General features: G+C 44.9%; 27 protein-coding genes and 1 other annotated feature. Of the genes, 5 read left to right on the plus strand and 22 right to left on the minus strand.

Annotated elements, in window-relative coordinates:
* Positions 1 to 16: 16 nt before the first annotated feature.
* The 8 genes from LRL21_RS00375 to LRL21_RS00410 form a co-directional block, all read right to left on the minus strand.
* Positions 17 to 925, minus strand: a complete 909-nt coding sequence (locus tag LRL21_RS00375; protein ID WP_240413780.1) for an aspartate carbamoyltransferase catalytic subunit — start codon at positions 923 to 925, stop codon at positions 17 to 19.
* Positions 922 to 1,452 carry a bifunctional pyr operon transcriptional regulator/uracil phosphoribosyltransferase PyrR gene (pyrR, locus tag LRL21_RS00380; protein WP_240414184.1) on the minus strand — a complete coding sequence of 177 codons (531 nt, stop codon included), beginning with the start codon at positions 1,450 to 1,452 and terminating at the stop codon, positions 922 to 924. Before pyrR ends, LRL21_RS00375 begins: the two co-directional genes overlap by 4 nt.
* Positions 1,453 to 1,746: 294 nt before the next feature.
* Positions 1,747 to 3,354, minus strand: coding sequence for a gamma-glutamyltransferase family protein (locus LRL21_RS00385; RefSeq protein WP_240413781.1), 1,608 nt, complete (start codon positions 3,352 to 3,354; stop codon positions 1,747 to 1,749).
* A gap of 44 nt (positions 3,355 to 3,398) precedes the next feature.
* On the minus strand, positions 3,399 to 4,385 hold the full coding sequence (locus LRL21_RS00390; protein WP_240413782.1) for a Gfo/Idh/MocA family protein: 987 nt from the start codon (positions 4,383 to 4,385) through the stop codon (positions 3,399 to 3,401).
* 21 nt (positions 4,386 to 4,406) lie between these two features.
* Entirely contained in the window at positions 4,407 to 5,384 is a 978-nt protein-coding gene (locus LRL21_RS00395; protein WP_240413783.1) for a Gfo/Idh/MocA family protein, read from the minus strand.
* An 84-nt stretch (positions 5,385 to 5,468) separates the two neighbouring features.
* The gene (locus LRL21_RS00400) at positions 5,469 to 7,022 is read right to left on the minus strand and encodes an extracellular solute-binding protein (RefSeq protein ID WP_240413784.1); all 1,554 of its coding nucleotides are present in this window, start codon (positions 7,020 to 7,022) and stop codon (positions 5,469 to 5,471) included.
* A 33-nt stretch (positions 7,023 to 7,055) separates the two neighbouring features.
* Positions 7,056 to 7,907 carry a carbohydrate ABC transporter permease gene (locus LRL21_RS00405; RefSeq protein WP_240413785.1) on the minus strand — a complete coding sequence of 284 codons (852 nt, stop codon included), beginning with the start codon at positions 7,905 to 7,907 and terminating at the stop codon, positions 7,056 to 7,058.
* 19 nt (positions 7,908 to 7,926) lie between these two features.
* Positions 7,927 to 8,880 carry an ABC transporter permease gene (locus LRL21_RS00410; protein WP_240413786.1) on the minus strand — a complete coding sequence of 318 codons (954 nt, stop codon included), beginning with the start codon at positions 8,878 to 8,880 and terminating at the stop codon, positions 7,927 to 7,929.
* A gap of 198 nt (positions 8,881 to 9,078) precedes the next feature.
* Here LRL21_RS00410 and LRL21_RS00415 point away from each other — a divergent pair, with 198 nt between their 5' ends.
* The 4 genes from LRL21_RS00415 to LRL21_RS00430 all read left to right on the plus strand — a co-directional run bounded on the left by LRL21_RS00415 (position 9,079) and on the right by LRL21_RS00430 (position 14,006).
* Positions 9,079 to 10,893 (plus strand): sensor histidine kinase, encoded by a 1,815-nt coding sequence (locus LRL21_RS00415; RefSeq protein WP_240413787.1) that lies wholly within the window; start codon positions 9,079 to 9,081, stop codon positions 10,891 to 10,893.
* Positions 10,881 to 11,936, plus strand: a complete 1,056-nt coding sequence (locus LRL21_RS00420) for a response regulator transcription factor (RefSeq protein ID WP_240413788.1) — start codon at positions 10,881 to 10,883, stop codon at positions 11,934 to 11,936. Before LRL21_RS00415 ends, LRL21_RS00420 begins: the two co-directional genes overlap by 13 nt.
* A gap of 123 nt (positions 11,937 to 12,059) precedes the next feature.
* The gene (dapD, locus tag LRL21_RS00425) at positions 12,060 to 12,770 is read left to right on the plus strand and encodes a 2,3,4,5-tetrahydropyridine-2,6-dicarboxylate N-acetyltransferase (RefSeq protein ID WP_240413789.1); all 711 of its coding nucleotides are present in this window, start codon (positions 12,060 to 12,062) and stop codon (positions 12,768 to 12,770) included.
* A gap of 78 nt (positions 12,771 to 12,848) precedes the next feature.
* Positions 12,849 to 14,006, plus strand: a complete 1,158-nt coding sequence (locus LRL21_RS00430) for an N-acetyldiaminopimelate deacetylase (RefSeq protein ID WP_240413790.1) — start codon at positions 12,849 to 12,851, stop codon at positions 14,004 to 14,006.
* A gap of 99 nt (positions 14,007 to 14,105) precedes the next feature.
* Here the strand turns inward: LRL21_RS00430 and LRL21_RS00435 are convergent, their stop codons facing one another.
* The 4 genes from LRL21_RS00435 to lspA form a co-directional block, all read right to left on the minus strand.
* Entirely contained in the window at positions 14,106 to 14,459 is a 354-nt protein-coding gene (locus LRL21_RS00435; RefSeq protein WP_240413791.1) for a hypothetical protein, read from the minus strand.
* Positions 14,460 to 14,584: 125 nt separating this feature from the next.
* On the minus strand, positions 14,585 to 15,739 hold the full coding sequence (locus LRL21_RS00440; RefSeq protein ID WP_240413792.1) for an aminotransferase A: 1,155 nt from the start codon (positions 15,737 to 15,739) through the stop codon (positions 14,585 to 14,587).
* 16 nt (positions 15,740 to 15,755) lie between these two features.
* Positions 15,756 to 16,703, minus strand: coding sequence for an RluA family pseudouridine synthase (locus LRL21_RS00445; RefSeq protein WP_240413793.1), 948 nt, complete (start codon positions 16,701 to 16,703; stop codon positions 15,756 to 15,758).
* 3 nt (positions 16,704 to 16,706) lie between these two features.
* A complete protein-coding gene (lspA, locus tag LRL21_RS00450; RefSeq protein ID WP_240413794.1) occupies positions 16,707 to 17,198 on the minus strand; it encodes a signal peptidase II in 492 nt (163 codons plus the stop codon).
* Between the two features lie 120 nt (positions 17,199 to 17,318).
* Here lspA and LRL21_RS00455 point away from each other — a divergent pair, with 120 nt between their 5' ends.
* Positions 17,319 to 18,086 carry a TraR/DksA C4-type zinc finger protein gene (locus LRL21_RS00455; RefSeq protein WP_240413795.1) on the plus strand — a complete coding sequence of 256 codons (768 nt, stop codon included), beginning with the start codon at positions 17,319 to 17,321 and terminating at the stop codon, positions 18,084 to 18,086.
* On the opposite strand, the gene LRL21_RS00460 is transcribed toward LRL21_RS00455, so the two are convergent.
* The 10 genes from LRL21_RS00460 to sigG form a co-directional block, all read right to left on the minus strand.
* Positions 18,087 to 18,413: a DUF5665 domain-containing protein gene (locus LRL21_RS00460; RefSeq protein WP_420832417.1), complete on the minus strand. Its 327-nt coding sequence runs from the start codon at positions 18,411 to 18,413 to the stop codon at positions 18,087 to 18,089.
* Between the two features lie 79 nt (positions 18,414 to 18,492).
* Positions 18,493 to 21,261: an isoleucine--tRNA ligase gene (gene ileS, locus LRL21_RS00465; protein WP_240413796.1), complete on the minus strand. Its 2,769-nt coding sequence runs from the start codon at positions 21,259 to 21,261 to the stop codon at positions 18,493 to 18,495.
* Between the two features lie 44 nt (positions 21,262 to 21,305).
* Positions 21,306 to 21,563, minus strand: a binding site (T-box leader).
* Positions 21,564 to 21,603: 40 nt separating this feature from the next.
* Complete coding sequence (locus tag LRL21_RS00470; protein WP_240413797.1) at positions 21,604 to 22,083, minus strand: DivIVA domain-containing protein; 480 nt, start codon at positions 22,081 to 22,083, stop codon at positions 21,604 to 21,606.
* A 144-nt stretch (positions 22,084 to 22,227) separates the two neighbouring features.
* Positions 22,228 to 23,016 (minus strand): YlmH family RNA-binding protein, encoded by a 789-nt coding sequence (locus tag LRL21_RS00475; protein ID WP_240413798.1) that lies wholly within the window; start codon positions 23,014 to 23,016, stop codon positions 22,228 to 22,230.
* On the minus strand, positions 23,016 to 23,294 hold the full coding sequence (locus LRL21_RS00480; RefSeq protein ID WP_372237337.1) for a YggT family protein: 279 nt from the start codon (positions 23,292 to 23,294) through the stop codon (positions 23,016 to 23,018). The genes LRL21_RS00475 and LRL21_RS00480 overlap by 1 nt, the downstream gene beginning before the upstream one ends.
* A 23-nt stretch (positions 23,295 to 23,317) precedes the next feature.
* The gene (locus LRL21_RS00485) at positions 23,318 to 23,740 is read right to left on the minus strand and encodes a cell division protein SepF (RefSeq protein ID WP_240413799.1); all 423 of its coding nucleotides are present in this window, start codon (positions 23,738 to 23,740) and stop codon (positions 23,318 to 23,320) included.
* A gap of 97 nt (positions 23,741 to 23,837) precedes the next feature.
* A complete protein-coding gene (locus LRL21_RS00490) occupies positions 23,838 to 24,521 on the minus strand; it encodes a YggS family pyridoxal phosphate-dependent enzyme (RefSeq protein ID WP_240413800.1) in 684 nt (227 codons plus the stop codon).
* 14 nt (positions 24,522 to 24,535) lie between these two features.
* The gene (gene pgeF, locus LRL21_RS00495) at positions 24,536 to 25,393 is read right to left on the minus strand and encodes a peptidoglycan editing factor PgeF (protein ID WP_240413801.1); all 858 of its coding nucleotides are present in this window, start codon (positions 25,391 to 25,393) and stop codon (positions 24,536 to 24,538) included.
* A 160-nt stretch (positions 25,394 to 25,553) separates the two neighbouring features.
* Positions 25,554 to 25,859, minus strand: a complete 306-nt coding sequence (locus tag LRL21_RS00500; protein WP_240413802.1) for a YlmC/YmxH family sporulation protein — start codon at positions 25,857 to 25,859, stop codon at positions 25,554 to 25,556.
* Positions 25,860 to 26,020: 161 nt separating this feature from the next.
* Positions 26,021 to 26,803, minus strand: coding sequence for an RNA polymerase sporulation sigma factor SigG (gene sigG, locus LRL21_RS00505; RefSeq protein WP_076227444.1), 783 nt, complete (start codon positions 26,801 to 26,803; stop codon positions 26,021 to 26,023).
* Positions 26,804 to 26,864: the final 61 nt, after the last annotated feature.

Raw genomic sequence — 26,864 nt, forward strand, 5'->3', positions numbered from 1 at the left:
TTTAAGTTTAAGTACCTTAGCTCAGTGCCCGCTCAATGACTGCCATTCTTATAGGTACACCATTTCCCATTTGGTCAAAAATCCTTGATCTTCCGCACTCCACCAGCTCGTCATCAATTTCTACATTCCGATTAATCGGCGCAGGATGCATAATGATCGCATGAGCCGCCATCGAAGCCTCGCGTTTTACAGTCATTCCATAGGCTTCTCTGTAATCTTCCTGGGATTTGAACAATCCTTCTTCATGACGCTCCAATTGAACCCTGAGCATCATCACTACATCGCCTTTTATCGCTTCCTCCATGCTCACATAAGGGGCGTGAGCAGCAAGCTCTGGCGCTTGCATCACCTGCGGAGCACAAAAGCTGACATTGGCTCCAAGAGTCTGCAGCGCCCACAAATTCGAACGTGCAACCCGACTATGTAAAATATCCCCTATAATCGATACATTCAGCCCGCGCAGCTCGCCAAAATGCTTACGCATCGTATACAGATCCAGCAAAGCCTGAGTGGGATGCTCGCTGTTGCCGTCTCCCGCATTGATTAAAGGCACTTTAATCTTTTGTGCAATCTCAGCAAGCAGTCCATTAGGTTTCATACGAATCACGCCTGCATCAATACCCATGGATTCCAAAGTTTTGACCGTATCGTAGATCGATTCGCCCTTTTGAACACTCGACACTGCAGCAGCAAAGTTCAACACTTCCGCACCGAGTCGTTTCTCGGCAACCTCGAAGGAGAATCTGGTCCTTGTGCTGTTTTCAAAAAACATATTGGCAACAAACTTGCCATTTAAATGGTTTGACAGCTTCGTGGGAGCTTGCTCCCAATATGCAGCCCGATCCAGTATGGATGTAATTTCTTCAGCGCTCATGCCTTGTGTGCCGAGCAAATGCTTATGTGATGCTACCTGAAGCTGAGTCATCTCTGCTGCCTCCTCTGTTGAGTAATAACTACCTGATCGACCCCATCGACTTCATGAAGCAGTACTTCAATCGTTTCCAGTCGCGATGTCGGAATGTTCTTGCCTACGTAATCAGGACGGATCGGTAGCTCACGATGTCCACGATCTACCAGCACGGCAAGCTGTATCATCTGCGGCCGCCCCATATCCATCAGCGCATCCATTGCCGCTCTCACCGTTCTGCCTGTATACAACACATCATCGAACAGAATCAGCTTTTTATTATGAATATCAATGGCTGCAGGCGTCTCTTCGCTTGCTTTTGAATCCTGTCTGCCAGATCGGTCATCTCTGTACTTGGTAACGTCGATTTCACCAATAGGTGCAGGGACATTCTCGATTTCCAGAATATGTTCAGCAATGCGATTCGCCAAGTAAATGCCCCGGGTACGAACACCGATCAACATACAGTTCTCAAAGCCTTTGTTTTTTTCCAGTATTTCGTGGGCGATCCGTGTCAATGCACGGCGCATCCCCGTTTCGTCCATGAGCACATGCTCGCGTTCTGCTTCCTGACTCAAGGTCTTCGACCTCCTGCTCCAGTGATAGACAAAATAAAAAACCTTGCTCGTTAGGGCAAGGTTTGCGGACATACGGAGATAACGGACGATAGTAGACTTCATAATGAGACTGACCCATTAGTGCCTAATAGCCGTTGTTTCCATTCGTTCACCTTGCCAGTCTCTCTGGACTGAGTTTAAAGGTGCTTTTAAGTTACGAGTATTATCCCATGTTCGACACAATGTGTCAATAGGATGCACGAAATGATCTTGTCAAAATTTTCACCAGGATGCTATGCTCGAATCCGTTCTGGGTTCGGTCCCGCCCACCAATACGCCATTAGCCATTTTCCAGATGATCTGACCGCGGCCCAAAGTAAAGGTGCCAACGGCTCTTCTTACATCATGACCTCTGTTGGACAAGGCAAGTGCAAGATGTTCCGGTACTGTATACTCAAGTTCGATCGTTTTGTCTTGTTTCCACTGCCATCTGGGAGCATCCAAAGCTGACTGTGGATTTAATCCAAAATCTATGGTATTGCATACTACCTGCACGTGACCGTGCGGCTGCATAAAACCGCCCATCACTCCGAATGGACCGACGGGCTGATTGTCCTTCGTAATAAATCCCGGAATGATCGTATGGTAGCACTTTTTACCCGGTTCGAGACGGTTGGGGTCGTTATCATTCAAAGTAAACCGGCTTCCCCGGTTTTGCATGCCAATACCTGTTCCCGGAATGACAATTCCCGAACCAAACGCAGCTGAATTACTTTGAATGTAAGAAACCATATTCCCTTCGCCATCTGCAGTAGCCAAATAAACCGTATCGCCAAGCACCGGATCCCCTTTCTCCGGCTGCATCGCCGTTGGTCCAATGAGCTTCATTCTATGCAGCGCATAATCCTCAGAGAGCAGCTGCTCTACCGTCACACTCATATGATTCTCTTGAGTTATGTAATTCACACCGTCGGCAAAAGCAAGCTTTAAAGCTTCTAACTGTGTATGATACAGGTCGACGGGACTCATTTTTGTCAGATCATAGTTTTTTAAAATATTCAAAGCCATTAATGGAATGATTCCTTGGCTGTTGGGGGGCATTTCCCAAATGTCATAACCTCGATAATTGATACTGACCGGCTTGACCCATTCAGTAGAGAATGCAGCAAGATCCTCCTTGCGCAAATAACCTCCATGTAATCTTGAATACTGATCGATCTGATCGGCAAGCTCTCCCGTATAAAAGCTAGCAGCCTTGGTCTCTGCAATAAGCTGTAAGGTTCTGGCATGATCTGGTGAGCGCCACAATTCGCCTATCCCGGGAACTGAGCCTCCAGGAGCAAACGTGTCAAATAATGGTTTATACATCTCTCCGATAAATTCCCCTCGATACCTTGCAAACAATTTTGCCCAATCTGATCCAAGTGTAGGGTTGACTGCATACCCCTCTTCCGCATAACGAATAGCGGGCTCAAACAGCTCGGCAAATGGCAGCTTGCCAAACTTTTCGGATAAAGCGGACCACGCTGCGGGAATCCCGGGCACGGTAACAGGAAGCCAACCATGAGAAGGCATTTTATCGTAACCCGATTCACGCAATTTTTCGACGGAAATACTCTGAGGAGAAGGGCCGCTGGCATTTAAGCCGTGAAGCTCTCCTTGATGCCAAACCAATACGAACGCGTCACCGCCAAATCCGTTATTTGTAGGTTCAACCACAGTCAGACAAGCGGCAACCGCTATGGCTGCGTCTATGGCATTTCCACCCTTTTTCAGCATATCCAAGCCTACTTGCGCGGCAATTGGCTGCGAAGCGGCAACCATTCCTTTATTTGCGTAGATGATATTCCTTTTGGATGCATGCGGATAGTAAAGTGGATCAAAGTTCAACGTTGACAACCTCCCTACGATTGAATCCTCTAAGCAGAAATATTTCAATATGGAATTGGTACTGGCTTGCCTTGCTTAACAGAGTCATAGGCAGCAAGAGCAACCGCAGCCGAATTCAATCCATCCTCACCGGTTACGGGAACCGATTTGCCCTCTTTAATTGAAAGAATAAAATTTTCAATCATATACTGGTCCATGCTATCACCCCAGTAGCTCCATTTGGCTTTGGTCTCATGATTGCTGTAAATATCATTTTTCTGGGCAAAGGAATCAATCGTGATAACTCCCTTGGTTCCAATGATTTGCATACCTACGTCACCCCATGTAGGAAACGACTTGGGTCTGGACCAGCTAGTGTCAATAACCGCAAATACGCCATTTTCATACTTGACATGAACCATACCCGAATCATCAACCTGAATATTATGAAATAATGTGCCCATTTCGGCATAAACCTCCGTTGGCCGGCTGTCCAGAAACCAATTGTACAAGTCCATCAAGTGAACGGTATGATCGAGTATCGCTCCACCGCCGGACAGGGCAGGATCAATAAACCATCTGCCTGGCATCGAGCCTCGATTAGTTCCTTTGATCGCGATGATATCGCCAATTTCACCGCGTTGGACAGCTTCTCTTGCCTTAACAACGGGCGGTAAGAAACGGCAAGGGAATGCCGTCATCAGCTCCACTCCACTTTGCTTGCATACCTGTATCATTTCATGCATCTCTTCAACGCTGATCCCGAGCGGCTTTTCGCAAAGAACATGTTTGCCCGCGATTGCGGCTTCTTTGGTAATTTGGGCGTGGTATACATTCTCTGAACAAATCACAACAGCATCCAGATCCTGGTTCAACATTTCATGATAATCGGCATAATAGCTCGTATCGTTGTTAAGATAAGGCTCGACACGCTCCCTGACTTCGTCAGCAATAGCTGCCACAATAACATCATGTCGAGCCGTCAGCGTATGATAATAACCAATAGCATGAGAATGGGCAAAGCTGATGATACCAACCTTAATTTTGTTCATCCCTTGGATCCTCCAATGATATTAATGGATATCAATTTTCATTCCGGTTTGTGCCGATTGTGCAGCCGCTAAAGCAATTTTCAATGCTCTCAATGCGTCAGTTGCCGTAACTATAGATTCCGTATCGTTTTCAATACATGCCAAAAAATGCTTCAGTTCATAATAATACGGATTGTGAAATGCAGGGCTTTGGGGAATGGCCACTGCTGCCGTCTGGTTGTCTTCTGGCGTTGCTGTCTTTACGATCTTTAATGATAGTGCATCCTCGCTGTTAAACCGAATGACACCCTCAGTCCCTGCAAACTCGACAGCCGTCGTGAATGGTCCGGGATATCCCCAATGAGCCTCCAAATTGGCAATCGCTCCACCAGCAAATCGAAGTGTAACCAGAGCATAATCATTCTGCTCCGATTGTGTCTGAAGCGCATATACGGATGCCACCTCACCCATCACGCTACAAAGAAAATCGATATCATGAATCATCAGATCAATAATGACGCCGCCACTTCTGTCTTTGTACCAGGCCCGTGCTCTCGCTGGATTCGAACCGATCCGTTTGGTATGGATCACGCCTACTTTACCTATGACACCTGCATCCACTTTGGCTTTGATGTCCGCATAGCTGGGAAAGAACCTTACGACATGTCCGACAAACAGCCTTACACCCTTTTCCTTGCAGGTATTAATCATCTCTATTGCGTCCTCTATCGACGGGGCTATCGGTTTTTCACAAATGATATGTTTACCGTATGCAGCCACTCTCAGCACATACTCCTTATGGAGGTAGGTGGGGAGACAAATACTCACTACATCGGGATTTTCCATGTTTATCATTTCATCGAGAGACACGTAAGCTCTTATTTGCCAGTGCTCTGCCGTTTTATTGACTTCAATCTCGTTATTGTCGCAAATAGCGACCAATTCCACACCTGGCATGGCTGCCAGATTTTCAATATGGCTTTTGCCCATCGTTCCGCAACCGACTACGGCAACTCTCATTCTTGATTCCTCCTGAGGATTGGATTCCGAAAGCCCGCTATAGCAGGCTCCCGGGTTTGTGTTTAGGATTAAGGATGTCAGCTTTTATTTTTTTACGTTGGCATCATACCACTTCGTTGCTTCCTGAATAATTTGATCGCCCCCGCGCTTCTTCCAATCCTCTACGAATTTATCAAAATATTCAATGCTTTCCGTTCCTATGATGATCTTTGCTGCTGTCTCCATCCATAGCCCGTTTTTGGCAAGCTCGGGATGTGATTGCATCGTAGGGGGAAGCGGCATATCGATCCCATCATTTTTGCGTCCTTCAGCATTGGCAACATCCAGAGCTGCCGATATGAGTTCTCCTTCATTACGCCCCTTCATGAATGCTTTGTTATCCACATAGGAAGGACCCGTTATCCGAATAAATTTCAAGTGCATGTTTTCCTTGTTGATCCCGTCTGGTGTTGTCGGATATTTATACGCAATTTTGCCGTTATTGATCGTGTAATCTTCGCCTTCCAAACCATACGTCATGAATTGTTCAGCTTGATCCGAATAAAACCAATTCAAAAATTTCATAACGGCTTCCGCATTTTTACTTGATTTGGGGATCGCAAACGCTGAACCAATGGGAGATGCAATACTGGTGCCCCCTTTGCCATCCGGACCGATCGGAGCCGGAATAACAAGAATTTCCGCTTTGGGATCACCTTGCCTTACTTCAGTTAGCCATTTGTCCGGGTAGCTGGGATCATGCATCCACATTCCTACACGCGCGGCTCCTTTAATTTTCGCATCCCAATCCTTGCCTTCCTGTACAAAAATCTCATTGTCGATCAGCTTCTCCTGATAAAGCTTTTTGTACAACGCCAGCGCTTCCTTCATCTCTGGACGCACGTAGTTGGGCACGAGCTGATTGTTCACATATTTCCAGGCTCCCTGCTTGAGATCGTCACCCGGACTTACGTCATAAGCACCGAAGAAAAGCTCGGCAAATCGAAAGTTTTTACGGCCTGAGAATGGAATTTCATCCGCTTTACCATTCCCGTTCGGATCGTTATCTCGGAAAGCTCTCATAACTGTGATATACTCGTCAATTGTTTTGGGCACCTTCAAACCCAGCTTATCCAGCCAATCTTTACGTACATAAACGGCCTGGGAGTGCGTAACCTCAGTAAGGTTAGGGATGGCATAGATTTTGCCTTCTTTGTTGAGAGTTGGAGAGTTCCATACCTCTTTGGAAATTTTGGCTTTGAGGTTAGGCGCAAACTTATCAATTAAATCATTCAACTCAAGGAAAGCACCGTTGTTAACCGCAGGAGCAGCCACCGGGGTGTTGATACCTCTAATCTCCAGCAGATCCGACATCTCACCTGAAGCAAGGATCAAACCAAGCTTTTGTTCAAAGTCCGGGTGAGGAATCAGCTCGAATTGAACATTCGTTCCGGATAGCTCGCGTAATTTCTTCACGTACTTGTCCTCATTTATTTTGGGAGAGGCTTCAACATAAGGAAGTGATTTGGAGCTTAAAGCAACTTTAATGGATGGTGCCGGTTTACTGACATCTGATGCTGCATTCTCCGGTTTATTGCTACAGCCTACCGCTACAGCGGTAACAAGTGTGAAACAAATTGCCATTTTGAAATTGCTCACTGATATCCCCACCTTCGATTTTTTTATGATAAATTATCCTTTGACCGATCCCAGCAAGGCACCTTTGATAAAATGCTTTTGGATCATTGGATAAATTAACAGCACCGGTACTGTGGCTACAATAATCGTTGCCATTTTGATTCCTTCTACCGATAGCTGCATCCCCTGTACCATACTCCCGGCATCACTTTCCACGATAAGCTGGCGCAACTTCACCTGCAGCGTGTAGAGATCAGGGTCCCGCAAATACATAATGGCATTCATATACCCATTCCAGTAGCCCACCGCATAAAATAATCCGATAGTCATTAAAGAAGGCAACGAAAGCGGTAAAACAATAACCCTGAAAATTTTAAATTCGCTGCAGCCATCTATCGTCGCAGCCTCGGTTAAGCCTTCAGGTATGTTTCGAAAAAAGGAGATCATGATGATCAAATTAAAGGCGCTAATCAGACCAGGTATAATCAAGGCGTTTAATGAATTAAGCATACCGAGTGATTTGATCAGCAGATAAGTAGGAATCAGAGGTGCCGGAAAAACGATCGTAATAATGATTAATATCATAATCACGGCGCGTCCCCGCAATTGCTCCTTGGATAGTCCATAACCCATCATAGCGGTGAACAACAAGCTGACAAGCGTACCTGCCACCGTCACCCAGACTGTAATGCCAAATGATTGCCAGATCGCCGCATTGCGCAGCACGGAAGCGTAATTATCCAGCGTAAAATTGACCGGAAATATGGTTACCTTCCCCTGGAGGATTGCCTGCCCACTGCTGAACGAACCCGCCAATATATTTAAAAACGGGATTAACATGAGCAGTCCTACACCAATGAGCACGAAACCGTTAATATAGGGAAACCACTGCAGCCTCTTGTTCATTGCACTCACCTTCCTTCCTTTAAAAAAGGGATTGGCCGGTAAGCTTCTTGCTTATCCGGTTGAAGCCAAGGATCAAAATCAAACCGACAACAGATTTAAAGATGCCAATCGCGGTTGTATAGCTGTATTGCCCACCCAGCAGCCCGATACTATAAATATACGTATCCAGAATCTGCCCCTTGGCAGTCACTATCGGATTGAGGAGGATATATACCTGTTCAAAGCCCAAATCCAATATATGACCGATTCGGATCAACAGCAGTACCATGATCGTCGGCAGCAGCGCCGGGAGTGTGATACTGATTATTTTTCTGAGCCTGCCTGCGCCATCCACATCAGCAGCTTCATACAATTCCGGATTAATACTCGCAAGTGCAGCCAAATAAATAATGGTGTTCCAGCCGACTTCTTTCCAGATGCCGGACCATACGACAATCGACCGGAAATATTCAGGCTTTTGCATAAAAAAGATCCGCTCAAATCCAAAAAAATCAAGCAAATCGTTAATAATGCCATAATTCGGAGACAGGACATTAATGACCAGCCCCCCGACAATAACCCATGACAGAAAATGAGGAAGATACATAATCGTTTGAATGCTGCGTTTAAACCACATTTTCCTCACTTCATTGAGCAGGATTGCCAGCAGGACTGGTGCAGGGAAGCCAAATACCAATTGATAAATGCTGATGAGGATAGTGTTCGTGAGTATATTGAGAAACTCGGGATATGTGAATAAGGTCTCAAAATGCTTGAATCCTACAAATGGGCTTTTCCAAATACCTGTATACAAGTTATAATCTTGAAAAGCAATGATGCTGCCCGATATGGGGATGTACTTAAAAAGAATAAAATAGATAAAGCCAGGAATGATCATGGCGTAGATTTGCCAATACTTGATCCAATAACGGCTCCGCGAACGGTTTCGTGTCTGGCTTTCAGTTAGCTTTACAGGCGGCGAGTGTGTATTCATGACCTTCCTCCAGTATTAGATTTTATCTCATTTTAAGCGGTTACATTTAAATCGTACATGTCATTTCCTGCTAAACCTGTGTTTTTTCAAGTTCAAACTTTTTTCATGTCAGTTAATCCTACATAATAAAAATAAATGAATTGACATCGAAATCAGAGTATCACAGAATAATAGCTACTACGTTAAAGGGGTGTTGACTTGCGAACCAATTTAATTATTTTGTTTATTGTTTTTCTTTGTCTACCCTTACTTGTGTTAAGCAAGATCTGGTACGACAAAACAACGGATTCCATTGAGCACTCAGCCAAGTTATTTAATGAACAAATTGTTAGACAAATGAATGGGCAGCTGAACGCTTATTTTTCTGATTTGGAAAGATCAACGCTTCCTTTAATTGCCCATCCCCTTATTAAGGAATTCATGTCAATTACCGAGAATGAGGCCTATAACCGCTTTGTCGTTACCCGCAAGATCGAGAGTGAGCTGTTTCAACAAGTAGTTTTTGGACGACCGGAAATCTTTTCCTTCACTCTTTATTCAGAAAATGGGCTTCACGTCTCCAATCAAGGCGCCTATTTAAGTGATGATGATTATGGAACCTATATGCAGTTATCCAATCGAGCCAACTTTAATGTGATGGGCATTCGCTGGATCAACAATACACCACTGTTGACCATAACCCGCAAATTTACAGATACGACTCATTACCAGACCTCAGGGCTATTGGTTATTAATCTTCGGTTGAATGAGATCTGGAATATTGTGAATCAGGTTCAGTTGGGAAATACCGGGTCGATTTGGATAGCCGATTCCAACAACCGAATTATTTATGATCGTGATCTGGACAAGCTTGGTTCCCAAATACCGGATTGGTTTACAACCCAAGCTTATGGACTGCAAGAAAATGACACGTTTATTCATAAAGAAAACAAAACGGATACAATGGTGATTTTCAATAAATCCGCTTACACCGATTGGTCCATTGTCTCGGAAGTACCTATTCAGGAGCTGAATGCGGATTTAATTGAGCTCAGAAATGTGACGATATGGGCTGCACTCATACTGACTCTCGTCGCAAGCTTCATCATTGGCGGATACTCCTTTTACATAACAGGCTCCTTAAGCAAGCTGGAGAAATTAATGCGTCAAGTTCAGGATGGGAATTTAGCTGTTAATGCTCCACTACGTCGCGGCAAGGAACTGAAAAGCCTGTACAGCGGGTTCAACCAGATGGTATGGGAATTGCGCCGTCTTATTGAGGAAGTTCATACCTCACAGCTTCGAGAAAAAGAACTGCTGCTGAAACAAAAAGAATCCATGCTCCGTGCTCTCCAATCACAAATTAACCCGCATTTTCTATATAACACCCTTGAGATGATTAACTCCTACGCCATTCTCGAAGGCTTTAAGCCCATCAGCAGGATGGCTACCGCCTTAGCTGATATGTTTCGTTTTTGTATGAAGGATTCTATGTATGTCATACCTTTGCAGGATGAGATGGACCATGTCCGTACCTATTTGGACATCCAGAAGGAACGTTTTCCCGATTTGCAGGTAGATATTCACTTGGAGCAAGAAGAAGGCTATCACCGCGTTTTCACAGCCCGCCTGACGCTCCAGCCCTTAATTGAAAATTGCTTTATTCATGGATATGAGGAACATTTATTGAAGCCTTCTTATATCGGAGTTTTTGGACAACGTGTCCATGACAAATACATCATTCGAATCGTTGATCATGGGAAAGGCATGCCTCCGCATATCCTGAGGACTTACAATTCCGCATTTAAAGCCGTAGATGTAGATAGCATCTCTCAAAGAAATCAGCTTTCTGACGAAGAAAAACAACATGTTGGACTGATGAATGTTCATGCGAGGATACGTCTGTTGTTCGGTGTCCATTTCGGCCTTCATATTACACAATCGGACGATAATGGGACCATAATCACACTGACATTCCCCCTGAACACCTCAGCAGCTGTGTATTCGAAGGAGGATCCGTTATGTACAGCGTAATGATTGTAGATGATGAGCAATTGATTCGTAGAAGCTTATTCAAAATGATATCGGAGAGTCCTATCGGATTTACTGTGGTTGGTGAAGCAGAAGATGGGCTGGCAGCTTTTGAGCAAGCATGCTCCTTAACCCCAGATCTCATTTTGACGGACATCAAGATGCCGATTATGGGAGGTATGGACTTTATCAGGAACTCCCGAACAGCCAATCTGGATTGCCAGTTTATTGTTTTATCAGGCTATGGAGAATTTGAGTTAGCACAGGAAGCTTTGCGTTACGGTGTTGCCGATTATTTGTTAAAGCCGATACGACCCGAACAATTGGAATTTACTCTAGTTAAGATGAAAACAGCCTTGGACCATAAACATAACGCCTGGAAGGACTATGATCTATGGCTCGTATACTATCCTAATGCTGCCAAGCGTATGGCCGATTGTATCTGGCATATGGACGAGATCGGTATCCACCATGAACTATCACAATTTTACGCTCAATGGATCGAAGGTGCGTATAAGTACCCAGGCTGTAAGGATCGATCTGTGGAATATGTAAGCTGGGTGTTAAAAAACTTGCAAAATTATGGTGGTGCTGAACTGAATCAACCGTCTCTGCACGCACTTCGTTCAGCCAAAAATGGTGACACGATCCGCAAGCTCACGGAGTCCCAGCTTATGGAATGGATGAATGTGATCCGAACCAAACGAAACCACGGCGCTTATCATACGATTAAACAAGCTGCTGCGTTTATGGAAAAGAAATATATGGATAAGGAGCTTTCCTTACAAAGTGTGGCCGATTATGTCCGATTATCGCCATCTTATGTCAGCCAAATTTTTAAAGAAGCTATGGGAGCCTCTTTCGTACAATATTTGATTCAGATTAGAATGGAGCAATCCAAAATCCTGCTGTCCAATCCCCATTCCAAAACCTATGAGGTTGCTGAAGCAGTAGGTTACGAGGACTATCCCCACTTCACCAAAACGTTCAAAAAGTATTATGGTATCAGTCCTCGCGAGTTCCGAAACAGACAAGGCTTGGATTAATCCCGACGTAATTTGTCAGTCTAAATATTGCTTGAACATGTCTTTTATGCTATAAAGATTAAGAGAGATTTAACCGTGTCATGAATGATTACACGGTATACGATATAGGGAGTTGGAATGTGAATGACAGAGATGAACACTTTGGAGATTATTCAATTTATTAAAAACAGCGTAAAGAAAACACCGGTGAAGGTATATGTCAAAGGTGATTTGGAATCCATCGATTTTGGTTCCGAGATTCAATCCTTTATTTCCGGCAAAAGCGGTGTGCTTTTCGGCGAGTGGACTGAAGTAAGACGCGTACTGGACGAAAATCAGAGCCGAGTTGAAGATTATGTCGTTGAGAATGACCGTCGTAATTCGGCAATCCCTATGCTTGACCTTAAAGGCATTAACGCTCGTATCGAGCCAGGCGCAGTCATTCGTGATAAAGTATCTATCGGCGACAATGCGATTATCATGATGGGAGCTTCCATCAATATCGGTGCTTCTATCGGTGCAGGTACTATGATCGATATGAACGTAGTCGTTGGCGGCCGCGCGGTTATTGGAGCTATGTGTCATATTGGTGCAGGTTCCGTTGTTGCAGGTGTTATTGAGCCTCCTTCCGCCCAACCCGTTGTCATTGAAGATGACGTGTTAATTGGCGCCAATGCTGTTATCCTTGAAGGTGTTCGTATTGGTAAAGGTTCTGTCGTTGCTGCTGGTGCTATCGTTACTCAAGACGTTGCCGAGTATACGGTTGTAGCTGGGGCACCCGCACGAGTTATCAAAATGGTGGATGCCAAAACAAAGTCCAAAACCGAAATTTTGCAAGACCTCCGCACCCTTTAAGGTGCTAGGCTTAACGCTCGGCGTATATCGCCGGGCTTTTTTTACTCTTCATTACCTGTTAGGAGGATTGACCACTCAATGACACATTCGACTTCGAGCATTAACGCGGCACCAAGCCCATTTGTAGAAATCCGCAGACAGCTGCACCAAATTCCCGAGCCGGGTTTTGCTGAATTCAAAACGCAGCAGTTTTTGCTGAATTATCTTCAGTCCCTTCCGCAGGAACGTATCCAAATTCGGACCTGGCGGACAGGTGTATTAGTGAATGTAAAAGGAACCTACCCCAAACGCCGCTTTGGCTACAGAGCTGACATGGACGGTCTGCCTATCATGGAAGATACCAGCTATGAATTTCAATCCACCCATCATGGGTATATGCATGCTTGCGGGCATGATGTTCATATGTCGATTGGGCTTGGTATTTTGACCCGGATTGTACAGACTCCGATCAGGGATGATATTACGTTTATTTTTCAACCGGCAGAAGAAGGTCCAGGCGGAGCACAACCTATGCTTGAATGTGAGGAGCTGCAGGATTGGATGCCTGATCAAATCGTAGCACTCCATATTGCCCCCGAATATCCGGTTGGCACGATCGCTACAAAGCCGGGAATTTTATTTGCCAATACATCCGAACTGTTCATAGACCTTACAGGTAAAGGCGGACATGCTGCGTATCCTCACCTTGCCAATGATATGGTGATTACTGCTTGTCAGTTGGTTTCACAGCTTCAAACTATTGTTTCACGCAATGTGAATCCACTCGATTCTGCCGTTATTACGATTGGTAAAATTGAAGGCGGCACGAAGCAAAATATTATCGCCGAGAAGTCACGTCTGGAAGGAACCATTCGCACCTTATCCGCCTCAACGATGCTGCTAATCAAATCGCGTATTGAAGCGCTGGCCGACGGTATGAAAACCGCCTATGACTGCAAGGTCGATATAGATTACGGAGCCAATTATTTGCAGGTATTCAACCATGCAGAAACTACCCAAGCATTTATGGACTGGGTTCGTGAAACGGATACTATGAAGGTAATCGAATGCACAGAGGCTATGACCGGTGAGGATTTCGGTTATTTTCTGGAGAAAATTCCTGGCTTTATGTTTTGGCTCGGGGTGGAGACGCCTTACGGTCTTCATCATTCCAAAATCGAACCCAATGAGCACGCTATCGATCTCGGGATTGAGCTGATTGGCAGCTACTTCAGGTGGTTATCGGAGCAAGATTAAATAAAGAGAGAAAATTGTTAGCACTGTTTGGCGACCCAAGGTCATAGGCTGTATGTCAAGTTCTCTCTTGATCCAGACTTATTTAAAAAAGGTACTTGATTATTTAATACGTTTCAATCTATCTAACTCCAAATCGTGCTCACCGATTCTTCTAGCCAAATAAGCTATATCTTCTTTTGTCGCTGTCTGTTCCAGCTTGGTATCGATCATAGTCAACAAAGACAATACATCATGCGTTTGTGAGTATTCCATACGATCCAACTGATGCTGCATATGTGTGAGCTGTTCCTTTATTGATGGTAACTCCTTCAGTTGCTCTTTCATCGGCTCCAGCTCTTTCAGCTGCTCTTTCATCGGTGCCAGGTCCTTCAGTTGCTCCTTAATTGGAATCAATTGCTCGGTAATTTCTTCCTTTACCACGATACGTATGGCATTTATCAGATCCTGATCCATTCATTCACACCTCCGATACAATTTAGATGATTGACATTTCCATCATATCATAGCAAGACAAGCTTGACGACGATTGTTAAATAAAAAGCTCCTTACACCCTAACAGGTACAAGGAGCTTAATTATTTACATTTTGCGAACAAAACCGTCCATACGGTCCAGCGCTTGCTCAAGAACTTCCATACTATAAGCATAGGATATCCGAATGTAGCCTTCTCCATAGATGGAAAATGCGTCCCCAGGCACAACAGCAACCTTATGCTCATTCAGCAACCTCATTGTAAAGTCCATTGAGGATAGCTTGAAACGTTCAACCGATGGAAATAAATAAAAAGCTCCCTCGGGCTTTTCCAGTTCGAATCCCATCTGCAGTAAGCGATTGTACACATAGTCTCTACGCTGCATATAAGCTTCCTTCATAGGCAATGCATCATCCACACCGTTCGTCAAAGCCTCCAGCGCCGCATATTGGCTGATCGAGCTTGCACATGTCACATTGTACTGGTGCACTTTAACCATATGCTTAGCCACATACTCCGGTGCAAAAACAAATCCGATCCGCCAACCGGTCATCGAGTGCGATTTGGATAATCCGTTAATGACAATCGTTTTCTCGCGCATGGAAGGAATCGTAGCGATCGAAACATGGGGTTGATCGTAAATCAGCTCACTATAAATTTCGTCAGAAATAACAAAAATCGATTTTTGTTCCAAAAGACTTGCAATATCTGCGAGCTCTTGACTACTCAGAACCCTTCCCGTCGGATTAGATGGATAACATAAAATGATGCAGCGGGTTTTGTCCGTAATGTGAGGCTCTAACAGCTCAGCTGTCAGTTTAAAACCATGACTCCGTGTATCCACATAGATCGGTACGCCTCCACACAATCGAATCAAAGGCTCATAACCTGGATAGATCGGCCCAGGAATCAACACTTCACTGCCAGGCTCCAGAATCGTCCTTAACGTAATATCCAGCGCCTGACTTGCTCCGGTAGTGACGATAATCTCTGATTCCGATGCATAGTGCATACTATATTTGTTCCGCATAAAAGCAGCAGCCGCTTGGCGAAGCTCCAGAAGCCCTGGATTTGCCGTGTAAGTCGTTTTATGTGCATCTATCGCCAGCTTGGCGGCCTGCAATATATGATCAGGTGTCGGAAAATCCGGCTGACCGATGGTTAAAGAAAGTGCATCCGGAATCTGACTAACCAGATTAGCGATTTTTCGGATTCCCGATATTTGAATATCCTTCACACCGGGATTGATCAAATGTTCCATTGTCGTCTCCCCAATCTTAGCGATTTTTCAAAATATGGATCAAATGCTGCATATCCACAGGAATTTCCGCTTCAAACTGTAAATGCTCTCCGGTTCTTGGGTGTGTGAAGCCAAGTATGGCGGCATGCAGCGCTTGTCCATCCATCGTCGCACCTTTGCCGCGGGAAGGCCCGTAAGCAGGATCTCCTACAAGCGGATGACCAATAAACTTCATATGCACCCGAATTTGATGGGTTCTGCCGGTTTCAAGCCTGAGCTCCAGCAAGGTATGATCACCATAACGTTCAAGCACAGCAAAATGTGTTACCGCCTTCTTACTGTTGCGCTCTGTTACTGTATACAATTTACGATCGAAAGGGTCTCTGCCTATTGGTGCATCCACCGTACCTTGCTCATGCGTCACATTTCCGTGAACTACGGCCAAATATTTTCTGACCACCGTATGTTCCTTAAGCTGCGCGGCCAATGACTGGTGCGCTGAATCATTTTTGGCAGCCATCAGCAATCCAGAGGTATCTTTATCAATTCGATGGACGATTCCAGGGCGCATCACCCCATTAATCCCGGATAAATCTTGACAATGGTACAGCAATGCGTTAACCAACGTGCCGCTGTAGTGGCCAGGAGCTGGATGAACAACAAGCCCTCTTGGCTTATTGATGACAATCATGTCTCCATCCTCGTAAACCACTTCGAGCGGAATGTTCTCAGCTGTCAGATTCAATTCTTCCGGTTCAGGTGTCATCAGCTCCAGATGGTCTCCTGTCGACAGCTTATAATTCGCCTTAACAGGTACACCATTAACTTTCAGATGACCGTCCTTGATCCATTGCTGGACCAGACTGCGGGATACGTCCTCATCAGACGCTTCAGTTACGAATTTATCAACCCGTTCGCCTTGATCCTGAGCCTCTGCAATCCATTCTTTCCGATTCTCCAATTCTTCTTGTTCAGAAACAGACATAACTTACGCGCCTCTCTTTTCTTTTCTCCAGCTGATGATGGAATCGATAAAAATGAGTGCTACACCAATGCAGATCGCTGAATCCGCAATATTAAAAATTGGATAGGTATAGTCAACAGGGCTACCAAAACCATTAAATTGGAAACGAAATTTCAGAAAGTCGACCACTTCACCGAATAAAGCCCGATCAACAAAGTTCCCCAAAGCTCCACCCAATAGCAGGCTTAGTGCAACAGGCAGCAGCTTTTTGCCCTCTTTATAGCTTTTGCGAAGATAAATAATAATTCCAGTCGCGACAACCAACGTGATCACAATAAAAAACCACCGTTGATCCTGCATAATGCCAAAAGCAGCACCGCGATTCCGATGTGACGTAATTTGAAAAAATTCACCAATCACCGAAACTGCTTCATTTAATTCCAATCGATTCACAATCAGCCATTTGGTGACCTGATCCAAAATCAATACCACTAACGCATATAAATAATATCTCAACGCTACAGCTCCTTTTTCGCTTCCTGCTCCAGATTTACGCCTTACACCCATGATTTACCTATGTAAAAAACTTCGTTTCTGCAAAAAATAGCAGCAATGCTTTCAAAGGAGGCGTACTTGATGACTCATGATCCTCATCCAATCAGCTCTCAGCAATTGCAATCGTTACGCTCAATTTTACTTGAAGAAAAACAATGGCTGCAGAACGAGAGAGAAAGCAACAGCCATTTTGGTCTCTCCGACTCCCTTCGTGATCAGACGGGCGAGCTATCGACTAATGATAATCATCCAGCCGATTTAGGGTCAGAAATGTTTGAACGCAGTAAAGATATAGCTTTAAACGTTAACCTGGAAAGTCATTTTACCCAAGTTGCAGAAGCACTGGAACGAATCGACAAGGGTCAATATGGCATCTGCCAGAGCTGTGGCGCTCCTATTTCTTTTGAACGACTAGAGGCTGTGCCTACTACCTTATATTGCAAAAAACACGTTCCTGACGCTCCTGACATGGAATATCGTCCGGTTGAAGAAGATATTCTGGCCCCGCCGTTCGGCAGAACAAGTCTGGACGAACTTGATAAGGAAACCGAATTTGATGGCGAAGATGCCTGGCAAATCGTTGAAAGCTGGGGCAGCTCCAATTCACCGGCTATGGCAGACAACCCCAACATTTCTAATAACTATAACGACATGGAAATTGAAGCTGACGAGCAGGTTGGCTACGTGGAAGCTTTTGAAAGCTTTTTGGCAACGGATATATATGGTCAACACGTTACTTTGATCAGAAATCGAGCCTATAACGAGTATATCCATAACAATGAAGGTGAAGGTTTGCTAGAGCTTGACCCGCAGGATAGCGAAGATGATACGTATACGGATCTCACTTAACTAATAAGTTCTTCCCTCCAATTGATATTGGACATGCTTGATGATATCAGCTATATAGTCTCCGATTATTGGCAAATTCAAGGCGCCCAACAATTGAAGAACATACAGAATCGTCGTAGCAAACACAGTAAAGCCAATCGCGATCCCGACACCTCTTGCTAAACCAGCCAGTAAATTCGAGAAAATGAGCTTACGCGGACTGTTGAGCAGATCCACATAATCGGCAATTTGGGTTCGTTCCATCTGATTTGCAATCTTGGTCACTTGCTTATGGATACTTTCCATCAGCTTCCGATCCGGCAATGTTTGATGTCCGCTCAAACCCATTCCTCCAGACTTTCTTATGAGACTCATCCCATTGGCAGAGTTGTTTTCCTTCTGCTGCCGGGATGAGTCCATTTTCTAGTTATACCTCTACCCTTAGCTTGATAACTTCCGCGCAGCGTTTGCACAAGGTCGGATGTTCCGCATCCAGACCCACATCCTTGGTAACATTCCAGCAGCGCTCACATTTTTCACCCTCAGCTACTTTCACCTGCACAGACAGCCCTTTTGATGAACGAGCACTCTCTGGTGCCGTTGCTCCAGCCTCATGAACCTCAACGGCAGAAACAATAAATAATTGCTCCAATTGCTCTAAGTCGGCTAATAGCTGTGCCTGCTCCGCATTAGGATACAGATGAACGGCTGCACCAAGCGAATTTCCGATCATTTTTTCCTTACGTGCATCCTCCAAAGCCTTTAGAACATCATCACGAACATCGATAAACTGCTCCCACTTGGATTCCATCTTTTCATCGAACAGCGTCACATCCACTTCAGGCAGCTCGCTTAGTTGAATACTGTCCAACTCAGTACCTGGAATGTACTTCCATACTTCATCCGCGGTATGCGGCAAAATCGGAGCAATTAATTTAGTTATTACCGTCAAGGCATCATATAATACGGTTTGCGCTGCTTTTCTACCCGAATCGGACGGGGCGCTTGCGTAAAGTCTGTCTTTAATAATGTCCAGATAAAAAGCACTCATCTCCACTGCGCAGAAATGGTGTACAGACTGATACACAATATGAAATTCATAAGCGTCGTATGCCTTGATAACACGGTCTGTCATCCGGTTTAAACGTGCCAGTGCAAAACGGTCCAGCTCATTCATTTGGTCAGGAGCCACACGATCTGCTGTCGGGTTAAAGTCAGATAAATTCCCCAACAGGAAACGCAGCGTGTTCCGAATCTTGCGATACACTTCCGTAATTTGATTCAAAATATTGTCCGAAATGCGCACATCGGATTGGTAATCAACCGAAGAAACCCACAGGCGTAAAATATCGGCGCCCAGCTTGTCGCATACTTTATTAGGGTCAATGGTATTGCCCAGTGATTTGGACATTTTACGCCCTTCACCATCCAACGTAAACCCATGACTCAAAATTCCTTTATACGGCGACTGTCTGTGCACAGCAACACCCGTAATTAAAGAAGAATTGTACCAGCCGCGATATTGATCAGAACCTTCCAAATACAGATCTGCGGGCCATTCCAGCTCGTCTCTTGTTTCAAGAACAGCTACGTGACTGGAGCCCGAATCAAACCATACGTCCATGATGTCGGTTTCCTTACGGAATTCAGTATCCCCGCTTATTGGGCAAACCGTACCTTCCGGCAATAGCTCGGATGCATCCTTTTGAAACCAGGCATTGGAGCCTTCACGCTCAAAAATTTGAGCCACATGCTCAATCGTTTCCTTATTAACGAGCGGCACATTGCTGTTTCGTCCGTAAAAAATCGGAATCGGTACTCCCCACACCCGTTGACGTGAAATGCACCAATCGCCACGATCTGCGATCATGTTATGCAGACGAACCTCGCCCCAAGCGGGAGTCCATTTTACCTTTTTGATTTCCTCCAGCATTTCTTCCCGGAACTTGTCTACAGATGCAAACCACTGCTCGGTAGCACGGAAAATAACCGGCTTTTTTGTCCGCCAATCATGCGGATATTGATGCTGGATCAAGCTCATATGCAGCAAATGCCCTGATTCTTTCAGCATTTCAGTGATCACTTTATTGCCCTTATCGTAGAACATTCCTTCAAAGCCTGGCGCTTCTGCCGTAAAATGACCTTGATCATCAACAGGACACAGCACACCAAGATTGTAGCGTTGGCCGATCACAAAGTCATCTTCCCCGTGACCCGGCGCGGTATGTACACAACCCGTACCCGCTTCCAGTGTGACATGATCTCCTACCATGACAAGTGATATCCGATCGTAGAACGGATGCTGACACAACACATGCTCAAGCTCACTGCCCTTAATTTGCGACAATACCTTAACATCCGTCCAGCCAATTTCCTTGGATACGGCTTCGAGCAAGCCTTGAGCCACCACATACTTTTTACCTTCCACTTCGACAAGCACATATTCAAAATCAGGATGCAAAGAAATACCCAGATTGGCAGGCAGCGTCCAAGGTGTCGTCGTCCAAATCACAATCGAAGCATCCTCAGGCAGCTTGCCTTTACCGTCTTTCACTTGAAAAGCGACATACACAGAGGTAGACGTTTTATCCTGATATTCGATTTCTGCTTCAGCTAGCGCACTTTCCGAGGAGGGGGACCAATAGACCGGCTTAAGTCCTTTATAAATATAGCCTTTGTTCACCATTTCACCAAATACGCGGATCTGCTGAGCTTCGTATTTGGGCTGTAGTGTAATATAAGGATTGTTCCAATCGCCGCGAACGCCTAAGCGTTTGAATTGCGCCTTCTGCCGTTCAACCGATTGCAGTGCGTAGTCCTTACAGTATTCGCGAAACTCATGAACGCTCATTTTTTTACGGTCAATTTTGTCGTTGTTGGCAACAGCCTGCTCAATCGGCAAACCATGTGTATCCCATCCTGGAACGTAAGGAGCGTCGTAGCCCTGCATCGTTTTGAAGCGTACAATAATATCTTTAAGTACCTTGTTCAACGCATGTCCAATATGAATATCGCCATTCGCATAAGGAGGTCCATCATGCAAAATAAATTTGGGTTTTCCCTTCCGGCTCTCCTGTACCTTGCTATAAATATCAATGTCTTCCCAATGCTGCTGCATGCCTGGTTCCGCTTGCGGCAAGTTGCCTCTCATCGGAAAATCAGTTTGTAATAGGTTTAATGTTTTACCATAATCCATTCATGTTCATCTCCTTCGTTATATACAAAAAAACCTCCCATCCCCATAGGGACGAGAAGCCTCGCGTTACCACCCTGATTAAGACTTGCAGCTGTCGCCAGACTTCCGTTCAGAAATCTTCGGCTTGCAGCCCAATAGCCTTCACTCAATAATCGTTAACGGGATTAGCCGATCCTCTCTACTGCGGGTTCAAGAGAATGCTCCTGGGTGATTTTCCATTACTGCAAAGATCGGGCTCGCACCAATCCCCGACTCGCTTTTCCTTGCGTACGTAACCTACTCTTCCCACTCATCGCTTTTTGTGATCATTGTAGCAGTTTATTTTGCAATAGGCAAGCCAACTTAAGCTTGTTCAATTTCGATCCGTTCCATAGCATTCCAATCCTCTTGACCGAGCAGTTCCAGCTGTGCTTCCAACAGTGTGCGAAAGCGGGTACGATAGATCGAAGCCTGCTTTTTGAGCTCTTCGATTTCCACAGAAATTTTGCGGGATTTGGTCAGAGATTCATTAATAATCCGGTCCGCATTTTTCTCGGCTTCCTTTATAATGAGCTGCGCTTCTTTTTTGGAATTGTTCCTTAATTCGTCGGCAGCCTCCTGAGCCACGATAATGGTCTTGCTCAAGGTTTCTTCAATACTGGAAAAATGATTAAGACGCTCCTGGATCGCAGCCAGCTGATTTTGCAAGTCCTTATTCTCACGGATATTTGCCTCATAATCTTTGATGATTTGGTCCAAAAACTCGTTTACTTGATCTTCATCATAACCTCGGAATGATCGGCCAAATTCTTTATTATGTATATCCAACGGTGTTAAAGCCATTGCTGCACCTCCTGAAAATTTGACATCAGTCCGGAAATCTCCGAGACCTGCTGTCCGACGCGTATTGCTATATTCGACGACACCTTCGTTATTTCCTTCATTTATCTAAAAAAACCTGAAAATTTTAACAAAAAAAATCGGCAATCACGCATATTTGCCGATTCTTAACCGATATCTTCCTTTTTTCGTGACACCTTCTATTTCCAGTACCTGAAACCTCCCAAAGCCCTGTAAGGAGATAACATCACCAGACTTTAAAGGCTTGCTCGGATCCTCTTCCTGCTTCCAGTTCAGCTTGCAGCGTCCCGCTTTAATGGGAATCAGGATTTTGGCACGGCTCAGATGATATACGTCACTGACGATACCATCCAGACGAAGTGAAGCCACAGACAGCGTCATTTCTTCAAGTCTTGTTGGTGGCACCTGCAGTTGGTCAAGTGTTAGCTGTTGAGTCTGAACATGCACGCGATGCACCTGCTGCAAATTCAGCCGCATATAATCAGCTACTTCCGATGCCACGATAAACTGACAGCCTTGATCGGTTACATAAATATCTCCGATTTTCTCCCGCTTCATACCGAGCGCCAGAATCGAACCCATGTAATCACCATGGTCCAGATCCTTCAGCTTATTGTCTAATGAAGATACAGAGATCAAGCTGATTCCCATTTCCTCTTTATCCAATGCGCGGTATTCAGGCGCTACAAAAGCTCTCTTTCGTTCTGCTTGCTCATGTCCACCATCAAACCGGATATGGATATCCAGACTTCGATTTGCAAGCGTAGATAAAATGAAAGCCTGCCTTGGGTCCAGAAAATCGGTTAGTTTAACCATGTGCTGCTCCGCGCGTGCAATCCATTCGGCAGCCTTATCCACAAAACGATGCTCATCCGGATGGAAGTGAGTGTATACTGGTTCCCTGTTCTTTTCCATCACTTAATAAAAAACAACAGGACAGCTGCAATACCTTGCCCAACAAAGCGTAAAGCAATCAGCGCAACGATCGGCGAGATATCGATAACTCCGGCGATAGGTGGAATAAACCGACGAAAAATGGACAAATACGGTTCGCACAGCTTGCCCAATATTTCACCGATAAAGCTTTCTTTTGCACTAGGCAGCCATGATAACAGCACGTAGGCGATCAGCATGTATGTATAGATTTCAATAAGTGTGTTAACGTAGCCAACAATAGCAAACAAACGATTCACCTCGATTTAAAATGTGGTTGGTGCTAGCCCTCGTTATTCAGTATTTCCGAAATCGAGCCATGAATTTCAACCGTGTCCGGTGTGCACAGAAAAATATTAGGACCAATTTTGGAAATCGAACCATTGAGCGCATAGACGGTACCGCTTAAAAAGTCAACAATACGGGTTGCCTGATCCGGGCGAACCAAATGAAGATTGACAACGACTGGGCGGCGTGAACGCAAGTGGTCGGCAATTTCCTGTGTATCCTCATAGGACTTTGGTTCATTCAGTATAACTCGGACCTGCTTGGCTGAATGTATGCTGACGATGTTTCCTTTATTTTTACGTTGCTCTACGGGATTGGTTTCATGTTCTTCAGCATGCTCAGTGACATGCTCACGTTCCGTAATCTCTTCTTCTTCCTGAATCCCGATAAAATTCATAAACTTATTCATCACACCCATCACAAATCTCCTCCTTATAGTTTTCGTAGAAAACTGTCTTCGTAAGCATCACTTTATAGTTTTCGTATACAACTTACTTCGTAAGCATACTGCGCGGCTATTCTTTTCCTACTAATACGGTTCCGAGGCGTATCCAGGTTGCGCCTTCTTCGATAGCGACTTCAAAATCATTGGACATGCCCATAGATAAATGCTCAATTTCATAACCCAATACCTGTTCACGATTTAATTCATCCCGCAGACGACGAAGCTCACGAAATACCGGTCTGGTCGATTCAGGCTCTGCTTCATAGGGCGCCATCGTCATTAAGCCAACTATTCGGATATGCGGCATATCTCGCAGCTTGTCAACAAAAGAGGTCAGCTCCTCAGGAGGCAATCCATATTTGGTCTCTTCCCCGGATACATTCAGCTGGATGAAGCAGGATACAGTCAGACTCTGAGCAGCAGCCTTCTTCTCAATTTCGGTAGCTAAGGATAGCCGGTCCAACGAATGAATGTAAGCAAATTTACCAATGACATCCTTTACCTTGTTCGTTTGCAAATGCCCGATAAAATGCCACACTGCCTGATCATGAAATGCTTCCCACTTGGGCTGAACATCCTGCCAACGGTTTTCCCCAATATGGTTCATCCCCAAACGGATGGCCTCACCTGTGGTCGCAAGTGAAACATACTTAGTTACAGCAATGATCTGAACATCTTGACGGTCTCTATTCGCACGGTCACATGCTTGCTTGACTTTATCTTCTACAAATTCAATATGCTGATTCAGCTTCAAACGGGAGGTCACCTCTATTCATACAAACCAATCCAGGCAGCCATTCTGCCTGTTTTCCCCGCTTCTTTGCGATGAGAAAAAAAGATATCGGAGCGGCAGCTTGTGCATAAACTACTCATTTCGATATGGGATGGCATAATTCCTGCTTTTATCATAATTTGTCGGTTCATTTGTTGCAAGTTTAAGTTGTATTTTCCATTTTGTTTGCTTTCATAGATAGGGATGTTTCCATCTGCTTCTGTATTGGATATGTCTAACTTCTGCATGAGCGAGCTAAATTGCGAGACCACAGTATCATTTACCTCATAACAGCAGCCTTGAATCGACGGGCCTATTGCAGCCATTACGTGCTCTGCTTTCGTTCCATATTCCTGATGCATAAGGTTCAACGTATGAGTTGCTATTTGAAGTACAGTCCCTTTCCACCCCGCATGAGCTAGTCCGACCACACGCCCCACCGGATCGTAAAAATACAGGGGCACACAGTCAGCAAACATCACGTGCAGAAACAGTCCAGACTCATTAGTTATAAAAGCATCCGTTGCCTGAATCGCTCGTTCACGCGAATCGATACCTGCCCCGGCATGCGACCGTGTTACTTTCAACACCTTGTTTCCGTGAACCTGCTCCGCATACGTGCACTGCTGTAAATCAACGTGCAGAGCTTCCGCTAATTTATGACGATTGGTTACGACATCTTCATGTATATCCTCAACATGCAGACCGCAGTTCAAGCTGCCAAACTCACCGCTGCTAACGCCTCCATGACGCGAGGTGAAACCGGCTGTAAGTCCGCTGTCGCGTTCCATCCAGCTGCGTATTAACAACAATTCGCACCCATTATGAGCTTGCTCCGGCACGAACGGCTCCATAGTATTAAAACCCCCTTCGTCAATCTGTCAGTTATCCATTTCGGTGAGTGTAACAATCCTGCAGGCTTGACAACTTTTATCCACTTTCTTTCAGTATACACGAAGCCGCACCAAACAGCACCCCTTATACGAGCGTAACTTCGCATATTCATTCGTTTTATTAGCCTTGTCCCCGATATTGTTGATTAAATTCGTGATATGCCTCAGGCTCTTCTTTTTGGCGAAAGCTGCGAACATCATCAATTTTGACCAGCACAACATCCATTCCGATTTTCACGATATTTTTCCAAGGAATCACAACGTCAGTCGAACCCCCAAACCAGCCAAAAAAACGGCCGCTGTTAGGCACAACGATTGACTCAATAGTCCCATTGCGCAGATCAAGCTCCAAATCGCTGATTTGCCCGAGCTTCTTTCCGTCCACAATATTGATTACGTCCTTGGTTTGAAAATCTGATATTTTCACGTTGTAACCACCACGTATTCATTGGATTGTTGATCTCTTTTATTTACTATATGTGAGACTTGGGCAAAATGTCATCTTCCACAAAAAAACCTCCCTGCTGATTTCAGCAGAGAGGCTGGAGGGAAAGCTCCCCTTCCATATTAGGCGATTCGGACAAGCGATTAGTTTTTGACATACTTTTGCATTTGGGATATTGCCGATTTTTCCAGACGTGATACCTGAGCCTGCGAAATGCCGATCTCGTCGGCTACCTCCATCTGTGTTTTGCCATCAAAAAACCGCATGGACAAAATCATCTTTTCCCGGGTATTCAGCTTGTGCATTGCTTCACGCAGGGCTATTCCCTCAATCCATGACACATCCTTATTCCGATCATCGCTAATTTGATCCATCACATAGATCGGGTCGCCGCCATCATGATAAATCGGCTCAAACAAAGATACAGGGTCCTGAATCGCGTCCAGAGCAAATACGACATCTTCCTTTGGAACATTCAGGGCTTCAGATATTTCATAAATGGTCGGTTCGCGTGAATTTTGATTCGTCAGACTGTCACGCACCTGTAAAGCTTTATAGGCGATATCCCGCAATGATCGGGATACCCGGATTGGATTGTTGTCTCGTAAATAACGGCGGATTTCACCAATGATCATCGGTACCGCGTAGGTAGAAAATTTAACATTTTGGCCTAAATCAAAATTATCTATCGCCTTCATAAGTCCGATACATCCCACTTGAAACAGATCATCTACAAATTCGCCTCGATTGTTGAAGCGTTGAATCACACTCAACACCAGTCTCAGATTGCCATTCACCAGCTTCTCTCTGGCCGACCGTTCATGAAGGGTCTGTAATTTAACGAATAATTCGCGCATTTCTGCATTAGTTAATACAGGAAGCTTTGCAGTATCTACACCACAAATCTCGACTTTGTTTCGGGTCACCGTGATTACCTCCCAAGGAGAAACATTACTGTTAATTATCTCCTTGAGGTGTATTTTTATT

The sequence above is a fragment of the Paenibacillus periandrae genome (assembly GCF_022458865.1).
GTDB classification, from domain to species: Bacteria; Bacillota; Bacilli; order Paenibacillales; family NBRC-103111; genus Paenibacillus_S; species Paenibacillus_S periandrae.

Coding starts and splice junctions, on each gene's coding strand:
- LRL21_RS00460 (WP_420832417.1), bottom strand. CDS start 18,413: ATGGGTTTGAGCGGACATCAAACATTGCCGGATCGGAAGCTGATGGAA.
- ileS (WP_240413796.1), bottom strand. CDS start 21,261: ATGGATTATGGTAAAACATTAAACCTATTACAAACTGATTTTCCGATG.
- LRL21_RS00440 (WP_240413792.1), bottom strand. CDS start 15,739: ATGGAACATTTGATCAATCCCGGTGTGAAGGATATTCAAATATCGGGA.
- LRL21_RS00420 (WP_240413788.1), top strand. CDS start 10,881: ATGTACAGCGTAATGATTGTAGATGATGAGCAATTGATTCGTAGAAGC.
- LRL21_RS00390 (WP_240413782.1), bottom strand. CDS start 4,385: ATGAACAAAATTAAGGTTGGTATCATCAGCTTTGCCCATTCTCATGCT.
- LRL21_RS00435 (WP_240413791.1), bottom strand. CDS start 14,459: ATGGATCAGGATCTGATAAATGCCATACGTATCGTGGTAAAGGAAGAA.
- LRL21_RS00395 (WP_240413783.1), bottom strand. CDS start 5,384: ATGAGAGTTGCCGTAGTCGGTTGCGGAACGATGGGCAAAAGCCATATT.
- LRL21_RS00410 (WP_240413786.1), bottom strand. CDS start 8,880: ATGAATACACACTCGCCGCCTGTAAAGCTAACTGAAAGCCAGACACGA.
- dapD (WP_240413789.1), top strand. CDS start 12,060: ATGACAGAGATGAACACTTTGGAGATTATTCAATTTATTAAAAACAGC.
- LRL21_RS00470 (WP_240413797.1), bottom strand. CDS start 22,083: ATGGCTTTAACACCGTTGGATATACATAATAAAGAATTTGGCCGATCA.
- LRL21_RS00405 (WP_240413785.1), bottom strand. CDS start 7,907: ATGAACAAGAGGCTGCAGTGGTTTCCCTATATTAACGGTTTCGTGCTC.
- pyrR (WP_240414184.1), bottom strand. CDS start 1,452: ATGGACGAAACGGGGATGCGCCGTGCATTGACACGGATCGCCCACGAA.
- pgeF (WP_240413801.1), bottom strand. CDS start 25,393: ATGGAGCCGTTCGTGCCGGAGCAAGCTCATAATGGGTGCGAATTGTTG.
- LRL21_RS00430 (WP_240413790.1), top strand. CDS start 12,849: ATGACACATTCGACTTCGAGCATTAACGCGGCACCAAGCCCATTTGTA.
- LRL21_RS00485 (WP_240413799.1), bottom strand. CDS start 23,740: ATGGGTGTGATGAATAAGTTTATGAATTTTATCGGGATTCAGGAAGAA.
- LRL21_RS00455 (WP_240413795.1), top strand. CDS start 17,319: ATGACTCATGATCCTCATCCAATCAGCTCTCAGCAATTGCAATCGTTA.
- LRL21_RS00375 (WP_240413780.1), bottom strand. CDS start 925: ATGACTCAGCTTCAGGTAGCATCACATAAGCATTTGCTCGGCACACAA.
- LRL21_RS00445 (WP_240413793.1), bottom strand. CDS start 16,703: ATGTCTGTTTCTGAACAAGAAGAATTGGAGAATCGGAAAGAATGGATT.
- LRL21_RS00475 (WP_240413798.1), bottom strand. CDS start 23,016: ATGGAAAAGAACAGGGAACCAGTATACACTCACTTCCATCCGGATGAG.